We start from the raw sequence: 23,697 nt of genomic DNA on the forward strand, positions 1-23,697 counted from the left end.
AGCCAAAGGTGCGCGAAAGATCGCAAACTCCTTTGGCTTTTCTCGCTATAACTTGAATTATTGTCATCTATCCCCATATCTACTCCATCATCCACCGCATGATTTGTCATTGCGGGCCAGAGAAGAGGATTCATTGTGACCACTATCGTATCAGTACGCCGTAATAATCAAGTTGTCATCGCCGGCGATGGCCAAGTCTCCCTAGGCAATACCGTAATGAAAGGTAACGCCAAAAAAGTGCGTCGCTTATATCACAACAAGGTACTGGCAGGTTTTGCAGGCGGCACCGCCGATGCTTTCACCCTATTCGAGCGTTTTGAGGCCAAACTCGAAATGCACCAAGGCCATTTATTGCGCTCGGCCGTTGAGCTCGCCAAAGATTGGCGTACCGACCGTATGCTGCGCAAACTCGAAGCCCTACTCGTCGTGGCCGATGCCGAAACCTCGCTTATCATCACAGGTAACGGTGATGTCGTTCAGCCAGAACACGACTTAGTCGCCATTGGTTCAGGCGGCAACTATGCCCAAGCGGCGGCCCTTGCGTTATTGCAAAATACCGAGCTATCGGCCTTAGAAATCGCTGAAAAATCCCTGACCATTGCTGCGGATATCTGCGTATTCACCAATCAATTCAAGACGATTGAAGAACTCAATTACTAAACAGCCCGTGAGGAATATTATGTCTGAAATGACCCCCCGTGAGATTGTCCACGAGCTGGATGCACACATTATTGGCCAACAAAAGGCCAAACGTTCTGTTGCTGTTGCCCTGCGTAACCGCTGGCGCCGGATGCAACTGGATGTGGATTTCCGTCAAGAAGTCACCCCAAAAAACATCCTGATGATTGGCCCAACTGGCGTAGGTAAAACTGAAATTGCCCGCCGTTTAGCCAAGCTTGCCAACGCGCCTTTTATCAAGGTCGAAGCGACTAAATACACAGAAGTGGGTTATGTCGGTAAAGAAGTCGAGCAAATCATCCGCGACTTGACCGATATCGCCATCAAGCTGACCCGTGAACAGCAAATGGGTAAGTGCCGCCAACGCGCCGAAGAAAATGCCGAAGAGCGCATTCTCGATGCCCTGTTGCCTAAGCCGAAAAACGACTGGGAAAGCACAGAAACCGATTCCAGCTCAAACACCCGCCAAGTGTTCCGCAAGAAGCTGCGCGAAGGCCAATTAGACGATAAAGAAATCGATATCGATGTGGCCCAACCGCAAATTGGTGTTGAAATCATGTCGCCTCCAGGCATGGAAGAAATGACCAACCAGCTGCAAAGTCTGTTTAAAAACATGGGCCAAGCACCAGCAAAACGTCGCAAGATGAAGATCAAAGAAGCCTTTAAGCTATTGATCGAAGAAGAAGCCGCCAAACTGGTCAATCAAGAAGATTTAAAAGAACAAGCCATTGAAATGGTTGAGCAACACGGCATAGTGTTCCTCGACGAAATCGACAAAATCTGTAAGCGCGGCGAAACCTCAGGCCCAGACGTTTCCCGTGAAGGCGTGCAACGTGACTTACTGCCGCTGATCGAAGGCTGCACAGTCACCACAAAACACGGCATGGTAAAAACCGACCACATACTGTTTATCGCCTCTGGTGCATTCCAGATGTCTAAACCGTCGGATTTAATTCCTGAATTACAAGGTCGTTTACCGATCCGTGTCGAGTTAGATGCATTATCAGCCAATGATTTTAAACGCATTTTAACCGAGCCACACGCCTCGCTCACCGAGCAATATATCGCGCTGATGGGCACAGAAGGCGTGAAAGTTGAATTCAGCGAATCGGGTATCGACAGCATTGCGAAAGCCGCATGGCAAGTGAACGAGCGCACCGAAAACATCGGCGCCCGTCGTTTACACACTGTGATGGAAAGGCTGATGGAAGATATCTCCTACGAGGCATCGGAAAAATCGGGCTCCGCCTTTGTTATCGACGCCGACTATGTCAGTGCCCACTTAGACAACTTAGTCCAAGACGAAGATCTCAGCCGCTTTATCCTCTAGTGCAAAACCCGCTCACCGCCAAAGCCCAAACGACTTGGCGGTGAACGACTCAAATGCAAAAGTGTGACTTAAACGAAAAAGCCTGACCAAGGCTCTCGCTTACCCTTTGTATCCTTGGCCGCGAGTGGTTACATTAGTCAGGTGTTATTTTAATGAGTCGTTATCCTATCCTTAGCATTTTCTTGGTAGCCAACCTATGACCACAGCAACGCCCAATGTCACCGATCTTAAACTGAAACGTAAATCACGCATTCTAGAAATCAGTTTCGACAATGGTGAGCAATATCAGCTCAGCTGCGAGATGCTCAGAGTCTACTCGCCCTCGGCCGAAGTGCATGGTCACGGTAATCCAAAGCTGGTCACCCACAAGAAAAACGTCAACATCAGCGCCATAGAACCCGTCGGTAACTACGCAGTAAAAATCGTCTTCGATGACGGCCACGATACCGGCCTATTCTCGTGGAAAGTACTCTACGATCTCGCCACCCACCAAGTGGATCTATGGGAAAAATACCTCGCCCGCCTACGCGCCGAAAAAGCCTCACGCGAACCGCTGATCGCCATGAACATAAAGTACAACTAGTACGTTAGGTTAATGGACACTTAATTGTGGGATGTAAACTCTAGAAACAGAGAATTTAACAATGGGTAGCTTGTGAAGCTGTGACTTCTCTTACTGACTTGAGTATCAAAGGAAAGACCATGTCGGAAAAAATCCCCTGCCAAGAATGTAAAACCTTAATCCTTCCGAGTACCGCCGAGAAAAATGAGGGTTTATGCATGCCCTGCAAAAATGGCATACGTGCAAATCTCGAGCGTGCGAAGGAATACTACCAACAAGAGCGTGAACTCGATAAAACCTGTCCCTTTCGAGCCTTTTGGCGAGATCTTGTTGTAAGGGTACATAACAAAGATCAAGGTTTTTATACGCTTAGACCAGAGAAACAAAACTACTATGCGGTGAACTGCTTATCTGGCGAAGTCTATAATGGTGGATTTATTCAGTATTTCGACAACTCTTCAGGTGAGCATTACGCCTTTGCTGAACGTGGACTTATCCAAATGGGAGCAAGCCACTCGTTAAACTTACTGCACCAAGCAAAACAGGCCGTGTTTGGCGAAAAGCCAGTACCAATCGACAGAGATCGTCGTTTAGCCGCAACCGATAACCAAGACCTGTACAGCGTACTCGATAAGCTCGATGACGAGTTTTATAAAGATTTAGATGATCTCGATGCCAAGCTTGAAAGCTACGCCCTTGATTACGGACTGGTAAATAAGACTTAACTGGCAATTGTCGGTAATCACTTAAAGATAAAGGCTATCCTTGGCAGAAATAAGCATAATTGAGCCTATCTTGCTGACCCCATACCGCAGTCCAGCCATTCACATCACTCATGTAAGCGAAATAAATAGACTGCGTTTTAAGACAAACATCTTGAAATGGCGCTTTATTCTCATTAATAAAATGCGCCGACCTAACCAACACATCGGTACAAACGTCTTCATCCTCCACTAACCAAATAAAATCATCACGCCATTCATCCAATGCTATCGCTGCCTCTGGGGAATAGAGTCTCAACTTATCTTGAGCGAGTTTCATTTGCTCGGGAGTCACAGAACATGAAACCGCCAACTTATCTAATACACCTGAGCCGCCAGCCCAAAAAGACAAATCAAATTCCAACCTATCCTCTAGCGGCGTAAAACCCAATAAATTTTCGATAATCATCAAACTTTTAGCTAAATCGGCATCAGGCCTTTGGTAACGCTTTTCAATCCCATCATATTCCCGCATACGAACTAAGCTCCTGCTGCGTTAAGTGACGCATTAAAATTGAGTAACATACTATAAAATAATAACTTTTCGAGCAATGCACTCAACGATTAAGACTATTACGTCAGTGACTCGCCGACTTTGATTTAAAAATGAGTTATCCCTAAGCGCTTGATGGCGCCATTTGCAGCATAAGGAAGCGCGAACACTGCGATCACATGGTCAAGGATAATGGAATGAAAATTATCAGGCCTACCATTTTAAATCAGCAACTTCATCAAGTAAGGCCTGTGATTTAAACCGTCCCTGCTAAAAGTGGCCTGTTGATTTGCTTGTCTTGCTATTAGCTCAATCAAACATCGCGCTCTTTTGAAAACTTAGGCATGAAATAACGCATAATCGGTTGACCTCATGCGCCTCAACTAGCTCTCCTTAAACGGATTTTTGCGTTAACTCATCGCCTTTAAACAACTTATGCCACTGCTCAAGTACTTCGCGGTCAGTCCAACGATTGGCACTGTCGATATCGGCTGGCAACACCACATGCAGATAATTCGACATCACTGCAAAGGCTGCAACATCGATAGCAAAAACGGCTTCAAGTTCAAACAGTAGTGACTCAACCCAACTACGGCGATGGTCATAATTTTTCCCAGAATAGGCATCATCGCCACATAAAAAAGCACGCCGCACAACGCGGCTATAGCAATGGTAATAGGGAATGTCTTCAAGGCTTACCTGAATTCTGAGAGGACGCGGCATATAAACCTCCTTGTTTAATGCTTAATCAAAGCATAGTCGGAGGTTAACTACCACGCCCTCCTAAGCGCAGAAAAAGCCTCACGCGAACCGCTGATCGCGATGAATATAAAGTACAACTAATACGTTAGGTAACGTGGGCACTTAATTGTAGGATTTAAATAATTGGTGGCTAGTAAAATTGAGTGGCATTACAGCTAACAGCAATTTTCAATTTATTAATCTAGCCATTAAGCACTGCTACTCCAGTGACTCGCCGTAAATATATCCCTATAGGCTCGAAGGCGGCATCCATGCCGCCAACGGTCACTTACGTAGCAGCGCTTAATTCCGCTAATCTCTGCGTATGCTTTAACTCTAAAAACAGGTCATTTTACAATGGGTAGTTTGTGAATCTCTTCCCCTCTTGTTGACCTGAGTATCTAAGGAAAGATAATGTCGAAAAAAGTCCCCTGCACGGCCTGCCAAACCTTAATCATGCCAAGCTAGAAAACGATGCCACTACACTTCTGTAACTTCGGTATTGGCTGTTAATCCCAAAAGAGTTATGCCTGTTCTAACTTTCGTTGACCTTGCTAAACCCGAGGTGACCATATATGTCCTATCTTTCTCCATTTAACAAGCCTCTTTCCATCTGGCAAAATGGCAGTTTTTCTTATTTTTCGCATTGCATGTAACTGAAGGGTTACTCGCCTTGCAATTCAGTGTCTTCCTTGTTTTTCGTTGTCATTGAAAGTAAAGTGATTCGGTTAAAATGTATTCAGGATATGCGAATGAAAGAACTGCAAGGATTCTATGACTTTATCGAGAATACTCCTCCATACGAGGAAGTGACGGTATCTGGTATTTTTTCTTCAGCGGCAATAGTTCAACGTCATAAAAGATCAGCCTCTGGAATTTGTGAAACCTATTTTTTTACGCCATTATCACAGAGTTTAACTCCAAGACTCTATTGCGATGATATATGCTCGTCATACCAAAATTTCTCATTAGTGCATTCCCCAAATCTTCATATTGATCACAATGGAAATTCTATTATTCATTTAATTTTTCGTTGTAAAAATTGCGAAATAACAATGAAAAATTTTTCCCTTCGGTTTGACACGAAAATATCAAATGATGAATTAGTTGATAACAAAACACTGATGAAGGTTCAAAAAATTGGTCAGTTTCCTAGGTTTGGTAAGCCCGCTCCTAAGCAAATATCTAAGTTAATCGGAGCTGAAAGAGATCTCTTTTTCAAAGGTACAATTTGTGAAAATATGGCTATGGGCATTGCTGCTTTTTCATACTACCGGAGAGTCATTGATAGTCGTAAGGACAGCATCTTCGATAGAATAATCAGAGTGCTTGAGCTTAAGAGGGAAGAAAATAAAGATTTAATCCAAGAACTAACAGACGCTAAAAAGGAAACTCAATTTACTAAGGCTGTAGATAGAATCAAACATGCTCTGCCTGAAGGATTAAGCATCAATGGGCAAAACCCATTAACCCTGCTCTACAGTGCATTGAGTGAAGGTCTACACGTCAAAACAGATGAAGAATGTTTGCACTACGCGCAATCTATTAAGTTAGTACTTTTTGAATTTATCAACAGACTTGATTTAATGTTAAGTGAAGATAAAGAACTATTTGATGCGGTCAAGCTATTAACTAAAAAGAGTTAGGGCTCTGATAGAACAAAGGTTTTATGAATCGAGGTTGATACTTAGATGGATATTTTCTCTCAGCAATTCCAAATCATTGACAACGGTCTTCGAGGTTGTGTTTTCGGTGACTATATAGTTAGAAATAACACCGATAATGATCATGCTTGGGGATCAATTATGAATATGTGTTATGCAGAGGCAGTTATTTCTTGGAATCAGATTTTTGGGCAAACGAGTCAAGAGACTCATTGGAGTAAATTAGTTAGTCAGATAACAATCCCACCGGGGGATAAACTAAAAATTTTCAATAAAGAAATGATTTTAAAGTATTTGAAAATTTCCGAGGATGAATGGGTGAAATATCACCAAAGTATGGTTGATTTTCGTAATGTCAGAATTGCTCATTTGAATATTCAGCATACCATCGAAGTTATACCAGATATCACTAAAGCAATGCATTGCTTGTACTTGTATAGGGAATGGCTTACAGAGGTATTACATTTTGGGGTGCGACAAGGATTTAACATTAAAATTTGTAACGACAAAGCTGCAGATACTGTTAGATGCTATAAAGAGCAGATCCACAAAGCCTTCAATCGGCTATAGCTTTGATTTGAAATATGTACCTCATCAACAAGTTTAGAGTTTATCGAAAGATGGGACTGGCAAAACTCTTTTGAGATTAGCAGCTAACACCGAACCTACAGAAGTTCACCTCCCCTCGGAGTTGCCGCAGGGCATTTGCGTTCGTTGCGTAAGCGAGGCATGGATGCCGAGATAGCGTCAGTCGAATCAGGGACGAGCGTCTGACGCGATAGCATAAGGACGCTTAATGCCCAAGGGGCTTTCAACTCCGTTAGGGACGCCGGGTGATTTCCAAAAGGGGGACAGGCGCTTTTCCCCTTTTGGTCGGGTGTGGGGTGAAGCCCCCGACTTTGACTTTGCTTTAAAAGCTATCAAACCAAGTTTAGATAAACCTCCTTGTCGAAATCACGACAAATACCCTGCTTTGTGATCCTCACTGCAACCCAATTCGTAATGTCCAACAATCTCCCATCGCGAAATGCTTAACCGCGAAAGTCATTCAACGAGTCCACTTAATGCAATTACAGCAATTTCATACCGTCAGGTTAATTTTAGGCGATCAACTCAATGCCCAGCATTCTTGGTTTAACCGTGTTGATGAGCAAGTGCTGTACGTGATTGCAGAATTACACCAAGAAAACACTTATGTGACCCATCATGTGCAAAAGATATGCGCCTTCTTTGCAGCAATGGCGCAATTTGCCCAAGAGCTGCGGGCGCAAGGGCATCAAGTGATCCATCTCACCCTTGATGACACCTTCAATAACACTCAGGGCTATAGCGATCTACTGGGGCTCATTCAACATCAGGTAACACAGGTTGGCGCGATCAAGTTTGAATACCAAAGGCCTGATGAATACCGCCTACTTGAGCAATTAAGTCAGCTTAAACTCAACACAGCCGTGGTGAACTGTGTCGATACAGAGCACTTTATCTTGCCCTTTGACGAAATCGATGCGCAGTTCCCCGTCGGCAAACACATTATGATGGAGCACTTTTATCGCCGCATGCGTAAGCGTTACAACATCTTGATGCAAGACGCAAAACCACTCGGCGGGCAATGGAACTTTGATGTCAGCAACCGTCAGAAACTTAAAACTCAAGATATAAAAGTCTTGCCTGAGCCATTAATGTTTAGCTTCGATGTGACGGAAATTCTCGCACGTCTTGAACGTCATCAAATTCCGACCATGGGTCGTATTAATGCGCCATTACTGTGGCCGATAAACCGTGCGCAAAGCCTCGAATTATTAACGTATTTTTGTCAGGTTTGCTTGCCTTCCTTTGGCCGTTTTCAAGATGCCATGACAGCGCAACATCCTGCCAAGTGGAGCCTGTACCATAGTCGACTATCATTCAGCCTTAACAGTAAATTAATCAGCCCGTTAGAAGTCATCAATGCGGCCATCGACAGTTATCAAACAAATGCTGAGATTGATATCGCCCAAGTCGAAGGATTTGTGCGGCAGATATTAGGTTGGCGAGAATACGTTCGCGGCATTTACTGGGCCAATATGCCACAGTACGCCAGCACTAATGCGCTCGATGCCCATGGGACGCTGCCCGATTATTTTTGGCATGGCGACACTAAGATGAACTGCATGCGACAAGCCTTATCCCAATCATTAGATTTTGCCTACGCCCATCATATTCAGCGTTTAATGGTGATTGGCAATTTCTGTTTATTAACCGAAATCGAACCAAATCAAGTCGATAAGTGGTATTTAGGCGTATATGTTGACGCCATAGAATGGGTTGAAATGCCTAATACCCGCGGCATGGCATTGTTTGCCGACGGCGGCATTGTCGGTACTAAACCCTACGCCGCCAGCGGCTCTTACATCAATAAAATGAGTGATTACTGCAGCGGATGTCATTACAAGATAAAAGAGCGCAGCGGCACACTCGCCTGCCCGTTCAATAGCTTTTATTGGCGCTTTATGGACAAACACCGCGCGCGATTGTCGCAAAATCCTAGGATCGGCATGCTATACCAGACTTGGGACAAGATGGACGAGTCCGTAAGAAGCGCCATATTAGCCACAGCCGAGCACAACCTCGTTCACCTAAACCGTTTGTAGCTGAGTAATGTTAAGCGTGACTCATTGATATAAATAGTTTGATATAAATAGTTTGATATAAAGAATTTGATATAAATATTTGGATAGGGAGAGTTTGCTATGAAAGTACTTATCGTCGGCGGAAGTGGGGGTATTGGCAAAACCATGGTTAAGCAAATTCAAGAAAGCTATCCCAACGCCACTGTGCACGCCACCTACTTGCATCATCTTCCCCAAGACATGCGACAGAAGCTCCAATGGCATGCATTAGATGTGACCAATGAAGCTGAGATTAAACAGCTAAGTGAACAACTCACTGAATTAGATTGGGTTATTAACTGTGTTGGCATTTTACACACCCAGGATAAAGGGCCAGAAAAAAGCCTACAGTCACTTGATATCGACTTTTTCCAGCACAATTTAACGCTCAATACCCTGCCCAGCATCATGTTGGCGAAGCACTTTGCTAAGGCATTAACACAAAGCCACTCGGCAAGATTTGCTGTGATATCGGCGAAAGTCGGCAGCATTGCTGATAATAAATTAGGAGGCTGGTACAGCTATCGCGCCTCAAAAGCCGCGCTGAATATGTTTCTCAAAACACTGGCGATTGAGTGGCAACGCACCATGAAACGCGGCGTGGTGTTGTCTCTGCATCCGGGCACGACAGACACGCCATTATCTCAGCCATTTCAACAGAGTGTCCCCAAAGGCAAACTGTTTACACCTGAGTATGTCGCCAACTGCTTACTGCCCATCATTGCCAATGCTACACCCGCACAAACAGGGCGTTTTTTTGCCTACGATGGCACAGAGTTACCTTGGTGAAATAAGCTGAAGAGCAAGTCAAGCAGCGGCAACTCCGATGGAGTCTTTCTAAGTTAATAAATCAAAGCAGAGGGTCTCAACACCTTGATAGGATGATGACCCCAACGCACAACCCATCCTTAATCAAACCTTTTCAAGAACACTGAAAAAATAAACAATTGAAATAAATCATTAAATTACTGCAAAACACTCAAGTGCATCACCCTTCCGCTTAGCTAAATCGCTATTACCCAAAAGTCCTAATTCAGATTTAAAAGCGTCTAAATGAATGTTGAAGATAGTTCCTTTGTACGATTGTTAACATTTTCACATTTAAATAACATCTAAGGTCATGCGGTTATTCACGCTTTGCACAGAATAAAAACCTGAGAATTTCCGCCTGAGCAACAGCTCATTCTATGCGGCCATGGCAGAGGGATGCCGACGACCCTGTAGAAATCACAATAAAAAAACGCTCGCCCGAGCCAGTTAAGCTGTATGGCATTCCAACGTTATTTACAAAACGGAAAAAGGATTTCAAGCATGATGCTAAACAAAAAACTGTCGCTACTCTTCATTGCTGTGTCGGCCACTTTAGGCACATCCGCATTTGCTGCCGATGTTGTCGATGTCGGCACTCTTAGAAGCGCGTCTTCAAGCAATAACTTAGTGTCTCAGTTCAGCTTAGACGCAGGTAGCCAACTCAAAGTCGAGAAAAAACTCAACCTAGGTCAAGGCAAGCAAAAACAACGTTTACAACAATATTTCCATGGTGTACCGGTTTATGGTTTCTCTGTTGCGACGTCACAATCGAGCATGGGCTTTTACAGCGACATGTCTGGCCGCGTATTAAAAAATATTGAAAAGTCGGCTGATTTTGTCAAACCTACTTTAACGGCTAACAAAGCGTTAGATATTGCGATCCGTGGCAAGTCTGACAAAGCCGTTGCAGGCCTAAAAGCTGAAAACAAACAAGCAAAATTATGGCTTTACCTCGATGATGCCGCTAAAACTCGCCTCGTTTATGTGACTTCATTTGTAGTATATGGCGATGAGCCAAGCCGCCCATTCACTATGGTTGACGCGCACTCAGGTGAAGTGATTAAGCGTTGGGAAGGGATTAACCATGCTGCAACCGGCACAGGTCCAGGCGGTAACATTAAGACTGGCCAATATGAATACGGTACTGATTTTTCTAGCTTAGACGTTGAAGTGAGCGGTGACACTTGCACCATGAACTCACCTAACGTGAAAACCGTTAACCTAAACGGTGCCACATCAGGCGCCACACCCTTCTCTTATACTTGTCCGCGCAATACAGTCAAAGAGATCAACGGTGCTTACTCGCCATTAAACGATGCGCACTACTTCGGCAACGTGATCTACAAGATGTATAGCGAGTGGTACAACACTGCACCGTTAACCTTTCAGTTAACGATGCGAGTTCACTACAGCAACAACTACGAAAACGCTTTCTGGGACGGCAGTGCTATGACCTTCGGTGATGGCGCAACAACCTTCCACCCATTAGTGAGCTTAGATGTCTCGGCACACGAAGTGAGTCACGGTTTCACTGAACAAAACTCAGGGCTGGTTTACGCAGATCAATCTGGCGGCATGAACGAAGCCTTCTCAGATATGGCGGGTGAAGCCGCTGAATTTTACATGCACGGCACAAACGACTGGTTAGTCGGCGCCGATATCTTTAAAGGCAGTGGTGCACTGCGCTACATGGCAGATCCAACCTTAGACGGTATCTCAATCGGTCATATCGACGATTACTATGATGGCATCGACGTGCACCACAGTTCAGGTGTATTCAATAAAGCTTTCTACACTTTAGCTAACTTACCAGGTTGGGATACGCGCAAAGCATTCCAAACATTCGTAGTCGCTAACCAATTATATTGGACGGCGGACAGCTTATTCTGGCAAGGCGCTTGTGGTGTTAAATCGGCCGCAACTGACTTAGGCTTAAGTGCTGACGATGTGGTTACTGCGTTTGCCGCTGTGGGTATCACACCTTGTGAAACGCCACCACCACCGCCACCACCAGAAGCTACTGAACTCGCCAACGGTGTTGCTGTGACAGGTTTAGCGGGTGCATCAGGTAGCAAAAAATACTACAAACTCGATGTCGCTAGCGGTGCAACTAACCTGAGCTTCAATATGTCAGGCGGCACAGGTGATGCGGACATGTATGTTAAATTTGGTCAAGCACCAACGTCTAGCAGCTATGACTGTCGTCCATACAAGTCAGGTAATGCCGAAAGCTGTGCTATTGATCCTGCTCAAACGGGAACTTATTGGGTGATGGTCAGCGGCTATAGCAGCTACACAGGTGTGAGCCTAGTGGGTGCTTATGACGGCGATGACACACCAAACCAAGCTCCAACTGCAGGCTTTACTGCAAGCTTTGCTAACGGCAACGGCAGCTTCACAAGCACCAGTACTGACAGCGATGGCGACCTGACATCATGGAACTGGGATTTTGGTGATGGTACAAATGCCGCAGGTGCGAGTGTCAATCATCAGTATGCCCAGTCAGGCAGCTACACAGTCACACTGACTGTAACTGACAACGATGGCGCAACGGCAAGCACTTCTGAAGAATTTGCAGTTGAAGTGCCAGAAGTGGCGTTAGAAATGACAGTGAAAAACGCTAACAAATCTCGTCGCGGCAGCATTCGTGTTGCACTTGAATGGGAAGGTCACAACGCTGATGAGTACACTATCTTCCGTAACGGTGTTGCGGTGGGTACTTCAAGCAGCTCATCGTTTATTGACCGCTTCACTGACCTAGCTGGCGCAAGCTTCACCTATAAAGTGTGTGAAACTAACGGCCCTTGCTCAAACGAAGAAACTGTTAATTTTTAATCGCATAACCTAATCGTGCAATGGCGCTAGCGTAAAATCCTAGCGCTAATTCATCGATTCACTTCTCGTTTTCTTGTTAATGCCACTCAGCCCTTTTGAGTGGCATTTTTTATAGTCAAACGGCTCAGCCTCAGCACCTCATCAGGTTTGCCTTAAGCTGTTGCCCCTTGCCCACATGTGGATGAATCGTTACTTCAAATGTCCACTTTCACCCACTGGTTTCTTCAGCAATTTACGTTGCAACGTCCGGCGATGCATTCCCAATTGGCGAGCCGTGGCGGACACATTGCCTTGGTTAGCATTGAGCACTTGCTGAATATGCTCCCACTCCAAACGCTTAGGATTAAGTGGCGAATCGTCGACTTCATCTTCTTGAAGAGTATGGGAATGCCCATCCATTTCCAGTGCGGCGAGCAAGGTTTGGGTATCCACAGGTTTAGCTAAATAATTATCGGCGCCGAGGCGAATCGCTTCCACCGCTGTAGCGATACTGGCGTAGCCGGTGAGTAACACCATAGTCACCTTGGGCAGCAGATGACGCAGCGGCACAATTAACCCTAAGCCATTGGCTTCGGCAAGCTTCATATCTAAAAGAATATGGCTAGGACGAAACTCCCGCGCCACCAGCAGTGCATCACTGGCATCATGGGTTAATCGGCATTCAAAGCCATGGCGTGTTAATCGGCGGCCCAAAATACTCGCAAGGGAAAGGTCATCCTCAACAATCAACAAACGTTTCATGAACTTACCTCGTCACTAGCCTTAGTCTTGTACGATACAGACGGCGCCAGCTCCCTTAAAATAGTGAAACGAATTTGTGCCACAGTGCCACCTTGGGGATGATTAGCCAAAATCAACTCTGCACCCAAACGCTCTAAACTGGCATGACTGAGTAGCAAAGCAACCCCTAAACCCTTGGGACTTTCTATGAGTAAGGTGCCCAACTGTGGCAATAAATCGGGCGCGATACCAGTGCCATAATCGCGGATCTGCAAGTAGATCTGCTCTTCGCTTGGCGCTATATCTAAACTGATATCCACCTGCGGCGCACCTAGGGTTTCGGCGCTGGCACGAGCAGCATTTTCAATCAAGGCCATGATGGCTGGCGTTAAACTCATATCAGTCAGAATACTTTGCTCTGCCAGTTGTTCAGGCATACAAGTGATCAACCAATTCAGTTCAGTTTGCGGCATTAACAGCAAGGTTTTTTGCTTCAAACTGTCCACCAACTCAATGATCTTTAGTGGGCGCTGGCGGCGATCACGGATCGACTCCGTCGCTAATCTCAGCTCGGCAAGAGTATGTTCACAGCGACCTAATGCAGTTTCCATCTCGACAATCGTTATCGAGGTATCGCTCATGTCTTCTTTTACTTCATCGAGTAATAACCTCAGACTCGAGAGTGGCGTGGCCAGTTGATGTGCCATCTGCGCCGATACTGTGCCTAGGGCTAAGAGTTGCTCCTGACGCAATTGCCCTTCGCGCATATAGGCTAACTGCGCATCTTGGCGGCGCATACGCTTAGTGATCAACGCCACGCTGGTTGTCATCACCAATGCTGAAATCACAAAGTTGAACCACATGCCTAAATAGTGGGAACTCATGTCCATACCGTGGTGCTGCATGGGGGATTCGGGCACAGTAAAGATCATCAGGCTGTAAGCAAAGGTTGAAATAGCCGTCAGTGCCCAAGGCGCCCAGATTGGCAAAGTCACAGCCGCAAGTGCAATCGGCAACAGTAATAACGAGATAAACGCATTGGTCGCGCCGCCGGAAAAGTGCAACCAAGATATCCAAAATAATGTGTCTAAGCTGAGCGCAATAAAGAGGCCGCGCTCCTTAGCAAATAAGGGTTTACGTAGCGCCAATGTGAGCGAAAGGTATAACACCTCCAGCACTAACACATGCACTAACGGCTCCATTTGCAGGCTAAGACCAAAAGTATCGGCGGCAAACGTGGTTAAGCCTATTTGCAGCAACAAACCTAAGGTTCTAAGTAATGCGACTTGGTCGGCAGCCTGTAGACTGGTCCCTAAGATCTTAGCCATGGCGATTCCTACAGAGTGAGTCCGAGCGTGGCAAGTGCACCACTCGATAGTGTTAATGCTTGGCGCACGCCAGTGGCAAAATTGATTTCAGAACAAATCCCCTGCGCAGCTAAACGCGCACAGCTTAAGGTGCAATCCCTTGGCCGCTTGGCGTTATCTGTCGGCGTAGACTCAGGCGTTAAGTGCGCAGTACTGAGTTGTAAAATATCTCCTAAGGTCAACAACATCTGATACTTAGTCATAGTCTCTACGGCGCTAAAATGATAAATCCCCTGCACGGTAGAATGTTCAATATGCTGTGCAATCATCTTGTCTATGGCTTGGGCAATATCGGCGGTCGAGGTTGGACTGCGTATCGCCCAATGATCAACACCCTGAGCGCGACGCTCAATCAATTGGTTAACCAGCACTAGCACCGCAGATTCACTCAGCTTTTCTACTTGGCCGTAAAGGATTGGCAAGCGTAGCACAGCAAAATCAGCGCTAGTGTCTAGCACGATTTCTTCGCCCTTTAGCTTAGATTCACCATAAAAATTAACCGGATGAGTTGCTGCATCTTCAGCGTACTTAGGTTGAGTGCCGTCGAACACATAGTCAGTGGAAATATAGATAAGCCAAGCGTTATTGGCCTTAGCTGCCATAGCTAAGGCTTGGCTCGCGGTTAAGTTAAGCGCCAATGCCGCCTGCGGATTTTGCTCGGAAACATCGGGGCGACGCTCGGCGGCGCAGTGCACTATCACTTGCGGTTGCTCGCGGGCGATAAATGCCTCGACATCCAAAGGGGCGGTAAGATCGAGTTTATGCACTCGTTCACTTGCGCGGCTAAAACCTGTGGCGATAACCTCATGTCCCGTTAATTCAAGCTGTTTTACAACTGCTCGGCCGAGTAGCCCTGTCGCGCCTGTTACCATAATCTTAGCCATATCGCCCCATTCAGTTTCAACGCATATTTATGGCTAACAATTCTAAAAGCTTTTCATATTCAACGCACTTGTTTACTCTTCTAAACCAAACTTACTTAGGGTTAACTCATGCAAGATTAACCCAAATACCCATAGGCAGAATTTGAGTACGACACTTCCTCTGATATTAGCTGGCCCCATGCTGCGCCACTGCGATGCCTCACACTTTACCCTGTGGTTTGTGAGTCGTGAGCCATTAACTGAACTTAAGCTGCGTCTTGGTGAGCAAGAGTACCTGTTGCAGGATGCCGATTTACACTATGTGCCACTCGGGCAACATGCCCATCAATATCTAATAATACTGTCGCGCCCAGAGTTGCTCGCGCCCAATATCGTCACACCTTACCAAGTGTCTGCCGCTCAGCATGGTGATATTTTTGCCACGATAAGCCAGCTGAACTATGGCGATGCGTCGACGCCAAGTGTACGTTTCACGCCTGAATTAACCCAAGTCTTCCACGGTTCCTGCCGCAATCCGCATCACCACAGTGACGATGCACTGGTCGCCGCAGATACCCATTTAGCCAAGATAATCAACAGGGGTGCGGAGGATGATCGCCCTGCACTTATCATAATGAGTGGTGATCAGGTCTATATTGATGATGTTGCGGGACCTATGTTAAGCGCCATAGGGCAAGTCATCGATTTGCTTGGTCTTAAACATGAGCAATTTGAAGGCGCGAGCATCACCACTAGCGAAGACATTCATTATCAGCCCGCATATTTGTATCAACGGCATAAAAACCTGTTGCCTCATACCCAATATCCGGCCAAAACCGCGCTGTGGCGTTGGTATCGCAATCACCCCATTTTTACCTCCTCCATCGCCGTAAATCATTTGGTCAGCCTAAATGAAATCATCGCCCTGTATTTACTCACTTGGTCACCTGAGCTGTGGGAATTAGTGAATATCTCGAAGGATGTCGACGGCTTATCACCCGCCAATACCGCCCGCTGGCAAAATGAGTGGCAACACTTGCTCGGCTTTAAAGCTGGGCTGGGGCAAGTCAGGCGCTTTATGGCGCACATTCCCGTTTATATGATGTTTGATGACCACGACGTCACCGATGATTGGAACCTGACGGCTAAATGGGAACAAGCGGCCTACGAACACGCATTTTCGAAACGCATCATTGGTAATGCCTTAATCGGCTACACCTTATTCCAAGGACTTGGCAACGCGCCTGATAAATTTGCCGCCGATATCCGCCCGCTGCTCGATGCGTTTTTTGCGCGACAAGAAAGCGAAAGTCAGGATCTGCTCATCGACGAATTACTTAAATTTGAGCAGTGGCATTTCACCTTAGAGTCCTCGCCCAAACTGGTCGTGCTCGACACCCGTACCCGCCGCTGGCGCAGTGAATCTAATCTCGCAAAACCTTCCGGCTTGATGGATTGGGAGGCGTTAATGGATTTGCAGCAAGAGTTACTTGGCCAGTCGAAGGTCATTATCGTCTCTCCTGCCCCCATGTTTGGGGTCAAGTTGATTGAAGCTGTGCAGCGCACAGCCACTCTGATCGGCGGTTCCCTGTTAGTAGACGCCGAAAACTGGATGGCACACCCGGGCGCCGCTAATGCACTGCTGAGTATTTTTATGCACCGTAAAACCCCAGAGGAGTTTGTTATCCTCTCCGGCGATGTGCATTACTCCTTTAGTTACGACATCAGTATTCGTTTTAGACGCAGTAGCCCTAACATCTACCAAATCACCTGCAGCGGTATTAAAAATCACTTCCCTGAGAAGCTGTTACCGATTTTCGATAAACTCAATGGCTGGTTTTATGGCCACTTTTCACCACTTAACTTGCTGACAAAACGTAAACGTATGTTGCTGCGCGGCAGGCGACCAAATGGTGAGCCGAGTAAACGTCTAGTGAATAAAAGCGGAATAGGTATGTTGGAATTAGCTGATGATGGTGCACCAACAAAAATTGCGGTTTTACATGGCGATATGAGCGAAACCCTGTTCGAACCACCCAAACAGGAATAACAGATTAAACGGGTTTATTATGTTTAACCGTTTCAGGCTGAGTGGCACCAGAGCCAGAATCCATCAAAGGCGTATTTTTGGATAACGCCTCATCGGTTTTGGCAGGTTTTGGCTGAGCCTGATTGAAAATCAGTGCTTCTGGCTGCGACTTATTCGATGGTTTTTCATGCGCCATTTGATCCCAAATGATCTTAGGGCTTTGATCCCGCTCGGCATCGGCTTCTGCTGTCGATGCGCCAGACGAACTTGGTTTCTTCGGTTCAATCACCGCACTCGCCTTACGGATCTCGGCGGCAATGTCATTCAGATAAGGCTGCTTAGTCCAGTCACCAAAATACATGGCCCCCACTAATACTGCAGCGCAAAGCAAGATAGAGAAGATCGCAGATTTGGTCATAATGGACTTCCTTTAAACAATCGTAATATGGCTCCCTATGGCAGAGACTCAGATACTGCAGATTGTATTCATACCATCACAGGGTCAAGCACACAATTGCACCCGATTATTTCCTTTAAACAGACTGGAAATAATGCTTTCCGCTGACTAAAACTCAAAACCTTGACATTGCATGTCGTGGTGCATCCCGCTCACTGGGTCAATAAAACGTAACCGCTGCGCCATCAACTTAAGAGGCGTCGCAAAGTTATCCGGCCCTTTGGGTAATAAGCTTGGATAAAATCTGTCGTTTAACAATGGCATACCTAAGCTTTGCATATGCACACGAAGTTGGTGGGTTTTACCGGTAATCGGGCTCAGGTGGAACAAACCAAGATCGCCTTTTACCGCCACTAAACTGATTTCGGAATGGGTATTTGCCTCGCCTTCCACGATTTTCATGGTAAAACTCGGGTCGCTCGGCTGCATACGGTTTGTTACCGTCCAGTGCAATGGCAAAGTTAAGCAGCCCTGTTGATATTGTTCAATAATCTCAGGAGTCAACTTGGCAATCGCTTGATAGTCTTTACGAATCGCATCGTCGATAAATAGTTGATGATAGAGCGCGCGGGTTTCAGGCGCGACAGTCATCAGGATCACTCCAGCGGTTTCACGATCAAGCCTATGAGCGGGCGCGATAGTATCAATGCCAGTTCGCAATCTTAGTCTATGCACCAGACATTCGTTCACATAGTTGCCGCTTGGCGTCACAGGCAAAAAGTGCGGCTTGTAGGCCAAAATAACGTTGTCATCTTGGAATAGGATCTGTTCTTCGAAGGGGATTTTCGCTTCCACCGGCACTTCACGGTAGTAATACACCCGCGCCGCAGGGCGATATTCAGTGTCCAATGCGATCAAACTGCCATCCCGCCAATGCACTTTTCCATCGAGGATCCGCTGACGCCATACATCTTCACCTATACGGGCAAAATGTTGTGCGAGAAAGGCAAACACTGTGGGTTTATCTGTGACATTCACAGGAAGCACTATGTAAGAAGGTTGGGCGGCGCGGGCAGATGCAGTCATATCACAAAAAAAGCGGCTATAGAAAGCCGCTATTCTAGCCTTTTTGTGGTTTTTCAGTCCACATGGGACTTGATGAGTTGCAGCACGAAGTCCAAGGTTTTGTGGCAATCTGGCTGATTAACTAATACTAATTTATCTTTGTTATACATAGGCAAAACCTCGAGCCAGCGTTGGCTCACCCAAGCGGCGTCTTCCAAATGCACTTGAGAATAGAGCTCAAACAGATCGGGATTCACTTCATAAAATTGCTCTAATGCGGCGCTTATCAACTCAAATTCACCTTTAATCGGCTCTTCTTGCCAGTTACGGCAAGGTAAAGTACGCGCCATCCACAGCTTATCTTTGGCCTGCGCCGCTGAGAGGATGCTGACGCGTTGACGCCCTTCGAGCACTATGCTGAGTGAATCATCTTCTAGCTGATTAAAATCGATAATGTCACATTGGGTGGCAGTGGGATAACAGGGCGGACTACCACTGGGTCTAATGGTGGCAAAGGCGAGCACATACTTTCCCTTGAATACATCGGCCACCATGCGCAGATGACCGGGGTCAACCACGCGAACCTCCACCCGTCCCTGTGGCAGTAACAAGGCATCGCGCATGAGTAACGCCATTTCTCGTGTTTGCATAGCAACCTCCTGCCCCAAATAGAAGGAAACGAACTCAATGCATTCGTATTTCCTATTATTGTAAAGTGTAGCAGGTGAAAGAATTTCCTTCCTGAAGCCGCTGAGCGCACAAAGAAATTTGCGACCCCGCTATTTTGAATCAGGGCATTTCAACCACGTCATGTCAAACCCCGTTTTCTAAGCACAATTACAGCGAACTAAAAACGCTCCAGTCGCTCTAGCACATTTCCCCTTACGACAACCTCAGCAAACTCCTCTGCAAGACGTTCACTCAAAGCCACAGACGTACGCCAATATTGCATCCGCTGCGCCGTGTCCAGTTGCTTAAAATCTTCACGGTCGGGGATTTTGCCAAAGGGCAATGAAGCGACAAATTCGGCCGATGGCGCCAACACTAGCGCATTGTGATAATTAGCGCGACCTTGGCGCCACTTCAAGGATTTATCGAACCATCCTGGGCTGATGGTCGGATAAAAATGCGGATACAGCGTCAGTCCCTTAGCACGGGATAAAGGCAAATCAAAGTGATAGTCGGTAATGCCGCCATCGTAATACTGCCCATCGGCAACGCCTTCAATTTGGGACACTGGGGCAAGCAACAAAGGAATCGACCCCGTTGCTAACATCACAGCATCGACATTAGCCTCAGTTAATTCAACCTGCTGACTGGGTAAATCGTTGAGTTGCAAAAAGGGAGATGCTGCAGCTTGTTGGCTAAAGACCACACGTTCAAAATGCCAGCCTAAACTCCGACGGCTCACTAAGTTGGTCGCCGCCGCCATCGCCAGCCCCGCCGCAAGCGGAAGCTTTGCCGTTAAACGATTTAAATGTTTAGCTCGGCACACGACGAAATGACTGTGAATATGAGCGTTATTAACGATTTCCCTGCCACCGTTTGCCCCTAAAATGCCCTGCACTACGCCTTTAACTTGCGCACTGACTTCCTGCGGTGTTGGCATATTGTCGTAACGCTGACCAATATAAAAATCCTCTAAGCGGCCATAGGCTATGAGGGGATCTTGCTGCGCCAAACACGCTAAACGCCACGCCCCTGAAGAAGCGCCGAGTGTATAAAGCGGTGTTTGTCTGTCTTTGAAAAACTCAGAAAACAGATACTTATCTAACCCAGCGATACCAAGCCATTTAGGTCCACCAGAGGCGGCAAGTAGCTGGGTAAAATGCTCAGATTTAAGACCTTGTTCTGCCAAGGTCTTAAATGCCGTTGCTCCCGCGAGAAATCGTAACGCTGACAAATCTGTGTTCCTTCAAATCAATGCCATTAAAGCAAAATAACGCATTAAACCACGATGGCGCACGTCAATAAACAATTCATATCATCGACTTAACTCAGTCGCAATGTGCATGCGACAACGTGTATTGTGCCGTACAAAGCCTCAAAAGCACGCAGGTCGATAGTGAGGTTTTCATCAATATATTCAACTGCATTTTAAATATTATTTAGAACACTAGGCTCTGAGTTAGCATATTTACGTCTTAATGTAACAATTGTTACAGTGATAACCTTCTCGGCATCAGATTGTTATTTTATCTGCACACCTAAGTTCGAGTATTGGGTCACAAACATCATTGAGAGGTTTTTATGCGTCTAGCCGTTATCGCATTGGCAGTGTCATCCACATTGGTTATTCCAGCAGTCCAAGCCGTAGAGCAACAAACCGGCTTCGAAAAAATCGAGATCATAGGCTCACGCATAGCACTACGCACGGCAACTGACAGTGTTGCGCCGGTCGATATCATTACTGCCGAACAACTCGAATCAACAGGTATGACCGAAACCGCTAAAGCGCTGCAATTTGCGGCGCCAAGCTATAGCTTCCCATTCTCCTCGGTGACTGACGGTTCAGATGCGGTGCGCCCCGCGAGCTTACGTGGCCTGTCGCCAGACCACACCTTAGTACTCGTAAATGGCAAGCGTCGCCATGGTTCTGCCCTAGTACATTTAAGCGGCACCATGGGAAAAGGCTCCTCTAACGTCGATTTAAATGCGATTCCAATGACAGCGATAAAACGCATTGAAATTCTCCGAGATGGTGCCTCGGCACAATACGGTTCAGATGCGATTGCTGGCGTGATTAACGTGGTACTCAAGGACAGCGATCAAGGGGGTAGCGTCTCGGCGCAAGCCGGACAAACCTACCAAGGTGACGGTGAGCAATGGCGTGTAGGCGTTAACCATGGGATCAGTTTAAGCAATGATGGCTTTGTGAATGTCTCCCTCGAAGCGCATCACAAAGACAGCACAAACCGCGCAGGATTAGATCCACGACAGCAATACCCTAAGTTAGCAGATGGCCCAGCAGATCCGCGCGAAGCGACATTTAACCGTAAGAGCCACCACGTTGGTGATGCCGAATATGATAATGTCGGTTTATTTATCAATGCGGCTCAGCCAATATCTACCGACGGAAAACTGTATGCCTTTGGTGGTATTAGCCAACGTGAAACTAAATCGGGTGCTTTTTACCGTTTAGCTCTCGATGCCCGTAACTTACCCGAAGTGTATCCTGACGGTTTTTTACCGCAAATTAACCCCCAAATTATCGATTCATCTCTTACCCTAGGCTATGAATTCAACCTGAGTGACTGGGATATTGATGCCTCAGTGGGATATGGCAAGAATTCATTTAACTATAATATCGTCAATACCTTAAATGCTTCCTTAGGCCCTGAAACTCCTACCGAGTTCGACGCAGGAACGTTATCGACCCGTGAAGCCAATATCAATTTAGATATTTCCCGTTATTTTGCCTTTATAAACGATTCTGAAATTCTGTTTGCGACCGGTGTTTCATGGCGCCAAAACGGCTATGAAATTGAAGCCGGAGAAGAAGATTCGTATATCAATGGTGGCTATAATGGCAAAGCGGCGGGTAGCCAAGGCTTCACCGGTTTTACCCCTGAGTCTGAGGTTGATGAAACGCGCGATAACACAGGCATTTATGCCGAACTTGAAAACCAATTAACCAACGAGTTTTACTGGGCGGCAGCGCTACGCTACGAAAACTACTCTGACTTTGGCGGCAACACGAGCTGGAAACTCGCGGGTCGTTACGATTTTACCGACAACTTAGCCCTGCGTGGCACTATCAATACAGGCTTTAGAGCGCCGAGCGTACAACAGCTGTACTTCAGCAATATCTCGACGTTATTTAATCCCGATCCAGTGACGGGGCAACTGGTTCCTATTGAATCAGGTACTTTCAACACCTTATCACCAGTAACAAAGGCACTTGGGATTAACGAGCTAGAACCTGAAATATCTCAATCATTTAGTCTCGGTCTTGTTTATACCAATAACGCTGGTCTAGCGGTAACGCTCGACACTTACCAAATAGAGATTGATGACCGCATCATTTTATCTGGCGCTCTAAGACCCGCTGATAGCCCCGCGGTTGCGACCGCACTAGCAGGTACCAATGCTGATTCAGCACGCTTCTTCGTCAATGCCGTCGATAGCCGAACTCGCGGGGTCGATCTTGTTGTTAGCCAAGACTTTGATATTGGCACTTGGGGCGATTTACGGGCGAACTTAGCCTATGCCTATAATAAAACCGAGATCCAAGACATCAATCTGCCGTCTATTTTAGGCGGATTAGAAAAGAAACTCTTTGATAGTATAGAAAGAACCCGCATGACGTCTGCTACGCCGCATAACACGGGCAGTATTGGGCTGACCCATGAACTCGGGGATTTTAAAACCAATATCCGCTTAAACTACTTTGGTGACTATAGTGAAGGTTATTCAACGGGTGATGTGAACTATAGCGATCAGTGGGTGATGGATCTGTCGGTAAGATACGCCGCCACTGATGCGCTAAGCTTTACCGCTGGGGTGCAAAACTTGTTTGATGTGTATCCAGAAAAACGACCAGATAACAATAACTTCAATGGTATCTTCGTATACCCATTAACCAATACCCCCTTCGGCTTTAATGGTGGCTACTACTTCTTAGAAGCCAAATACACTTACTAAACTCGTTTTAGCTAAGTTTAATAATACTTGATGTAGAAACAGGTCATTCAATGGCCTGTTTTTTATGCCGACATGTTTAGACCTGCTTCC

General features: G+C 46.3%; 19 protein-coding genes and 1 pseudogene. 11 read left to right on the forward strand and 9 right to left on the reverse strand.

Annotation, left to right across the window (positions count from 1 at the left end; translation table 11 throughout):
• Window positions 1-135: 135 nt before the first annotated feature.
• From hslV to L5M18_RS08750, 4 genes are all read left to right on the forward strand, one after another.
• On the forward strand, window positions 136-660 hold the full coding sequence (gene hslV, locus L5M18_RS08735) for an ATP-dependent protease subunit HslV (protein WP_006083300.1): 525 nt from the start codon (window positions 136-138) through the stop codon (window positions 658-660).
• Window positions 661-679: 19 nt separating this feature from the next.
• Window positions 680-2,008, forward strand: coding sequence for an HslU--HslV peptidase ATPase subunit (hslU, locus tag L5M18_RS08740; protein ID WP_263196594.1), 1,329 nt, complete (start codon window positions 680-682; stop codon window positions 2,006-2,008).
• 196 nt (window positions 2,009-2,204) lie between these two features.
• A complete protein-coding gene (locus L5M18_RS08745) occupies window positions 2,205-2,591 on the forward strand; it encodes a gamma-butyrobetaine hydroxylase-like domain-containing protein (protein WP_063883307.1) in 387 nt (128 codons plus the stop codon).
• A gap of 119 nt (window positions 2,592-2,710) precedes the next feature.
• Window positions 2,711-3,295, forward strand: a complete 585-nt coding sequence (locus L5M18_RS08750) for a DMP19 family protein (RefSeq protein ID WP_263196595.1) — start codon at window positions 2,711-2,713, stop codon at window positions 3,293-3,295.
• A gap of 34 nt (window positions 3,296-3,329) precedes the next feature.
• On the opposite strand, the gene L5M18_RS08755 is transcribed toward L5M18_RS08750, so the two are convergent.
• Together L5M18_RS08755 and L5M18_RS08760 are read right to left on the reverse strand one after the other, a co-directional pair.
• Window positions 3,330-3,806, reverse strand: coding sequence for a hypothetical protein (locus L5M18_RS08755; protein WP_263196597.1), 477 nt, complete (start codon window positions 3,804-3,806; stop codon window positions 3,330-3,332).
• A gap of 240 nt (window positions 3,807-4,046) precedes the next feature.
• Window positions 4,047-4,547: pseudogene (locus tag L5M18_RS08760) on the reverse strand (transposase); the annotation flags it as partial.
• A 770-nt stretch (window positions 4,548-5,317) separates the two neighbouring features.
• Between L5M18_RS08760 and L5M18_RS08765 the strand changes: the two are divergent.
• The 5 genes from L5M18_RS08765 to L5M18_RS08785 all read left to right on the forward strand — a co-directional run bounded on the left by L5M18_RS08765 (window position 5,318) and on the right by L5M18_RS08785 (window position 12,522).
• The gene (locus L5M18_RS08765; protein ID WP_263196599.1) at window positions 5,318-6,211 is read left to right on the forward strand and encodes a hypothetical protein; all 894 of its coding nucleotides are present in this window, start codon (window positions 5,318-5,320) and stop codon (window positions 6,209-6,211) included.
• A 45-nt stretch (window positions 6,212-6,256) separates the two neighbouring features.
• Entirely contained in the window at window positions 6,257-6,799 is a 543-nt protein-coding gene (locus L5M18_RS08770) for a hypothetical protein (protein WP_263196600.1), read from the forward strand.
• 494 nt (window positions 6,800-7,293) lie between these two features.
• Window positions 7,294-8,859, forward strand: a complete 1,566-nt coding sequence (locus L5M18_RS08775) for a cryptochrome/photolyase family protein (RefSeq protein WP_263196601.1) — start codon at window positions 7,294-7,296, stop codon at window positions 8,857-8,859.
• A gap of 99 nt (window positions 8,860-8,958) precedes the next feature.
• A complete protein-coding gene (locus L5M18_RS08780) occupies window positions 8,959-9,666 on the forward strand; it encodes an SDR family oxidoreductase (protein ID WP_263196602.1) in 708 nt (235 codons plus the stop codon).
• A gap of 522 nt (window positions 9,667-10,188) precedes the next feature.
• On the forward strand, window positions 10,189-12,522 hold the full coding sequence (locus tag L5M18_RS08785; RefSeq protein ID WP_263196605.1) for a M4 family metallopeptidase: 2,334 nt from the start codon (window positions 10,189-10,191) through the stop codon (window positions 12,520-12,522).
• Between the two features lie 189 nt (window positions 12,523-12,711).
• Here the strand turns inward: L5M18_RS08785 and L5M18_RS08790 are convergent, their stop codons facing one another.
• Genes L5M18_RS08790 through L5M18_RS08800 form a run of 3 tightly spaced genes read right to left on the reverse strand, consistent with a single transcriptional unit; the run spans window position 12,712 to window position 15,493 of the window.
• Window positions 12,712-13,263 (reverse strand): response regulator transcription factor, encoded by a 552-nt coding sequence (locus tag L5M18_RS08790; protein ID WP_105251231.1) that lies wholly within the window; start codon window positions 13,261-13,263, stop codon window positions 12,712-12,714.
• On the reverse strand, window positions 13,260-14,570 hold the full coding sequence (locus L5M18_RS08795; protein WP_263196607.1) for a sensor histidine kinase: 1,311 nt from the start codon (window positions 14,568-14,570) through the stop codon (window positions 13,260-13,262). The genes L5M18_RS08790 and L5M18_RS08795 overlap by 4 nt, the downstream gene beginning before the upstream one ends.
• 8 nt (window positions 14,571-14,578) lie before the next feature.
• Entirely contained in the window at window positions 14,579-15,493 is a 915-nt protein-coding gene (locus L5M18_RS08800) for a dTDP-4-dehydrorhamnose reductase family protein (protein ID WP_263196608.1), read from the reverse strand.
• 178 nt (window positions 15,494-15,671) lie between these two features.
• Between L5M18_RS08800 and L5M18_RS08805 the strand changes: the two genes are divergently transcribed.
• Window positions 15,672-17,522, forward strand: coding sequence for an alkaline phosphatase D family protein (locus L5M18_RS08805; protein ID WP_263196624.1), 1,851 nt, complete (start codon window positions 15,672-15,674; stop codon window positions 17,520-17,522).
• A gap of 4 nt (window positions 17,523-17,526) precedes the next feature.
• Here L5M18_RS08805 and L5M18_RS08810 read toward each other — a convergent pair whose 3' ends face one another.
• The 4 genes from L5M18_RS08810 to L5M18_RS08825 all read right to left on the reverse strand — a co-directional run bounded on the left by L5M18_RS08810 (window position 17,527) and on the right by L5M18_RS08825 (window position 20,866).
• Window positions 17,527-17,919 (reverse strand): hypothetical protein, encoded by a 393-nt coding sequence (locus L5M18_RS08810; RefSeq protein WP_173247280.1) that lies wholly within the window; start codon window positions 17,917-17,919, stop codon window positions 17,527-17,529.
• A 147-nt stretch (window positions 17,920-18,066) separates the two neighbouring features.
• Window positions 18,067-18,984: a pseudouridine synthase gene (locus tag L5M18_RS08815; RefSeq protein WP_263196609.1), complete on the reverse strand. Its 918-nt coding sequence runs from the start codon at window positions 18,982-18,984 to the stop codon at window positions 18,067-18,069.
• Window positions 18,985-19,037: 53 nt separating this feature from the next.
• On the reverse strand, window positions 19,038-19,613 hold the full coding sequence (locus tag L5M18_RS08820; protein ID WP_105251225.1) for an LON peptidase substrate-binding domain-containing protein: 576 nt from the start codon (window positions 19,611-19,613) through the stop codon (window positions 19,038-19,040).
• Between the two features lie 197 nt (window positions 19,614-19,810).
• Window positions 19,811-20,866: an alpha/beta hydrolase gene (locus tag L5M18_RS08825; RefSeq protein ID WP_263196610.1), complete on the reverse strand. Its 1,056-nt coding sequence runs from the start codon at window positions 20,864-20,866 to the stop codon at window positions 19,811-19,813.
• Between the two features lie 347 nt (window positions 20,867-21,213).
• Here L5M18_RS08825 and L5M18_RS08830 point away from each other — a divergent pair, with 347 nt between their 5' ends.
• Window positions 21,214-23,607, forward strand: a complete 2,394-nt coding sequence (locus tag L5M18_RS08830) for a TonB-dependent receptor plug domain-containing protein (RefSeq protein ID WP_263196611.1) — start codon at window positions 21,214-21,216, stop codon at window positions 23,605-23,607.
• Window positions 23,608-23,697: the final 90 nt, after the last annotated feature.

Source organism: Shewanella sp. SM20, assembly GCF_025654545.1.
Taxonomy (GTDB): domain Bacteria; phylum Pseudomonadota; class Gammaproteobacteria; order Enterobacterales; family Shewanellaceae; genus Shewanella; species Shewanella oncorhynchi.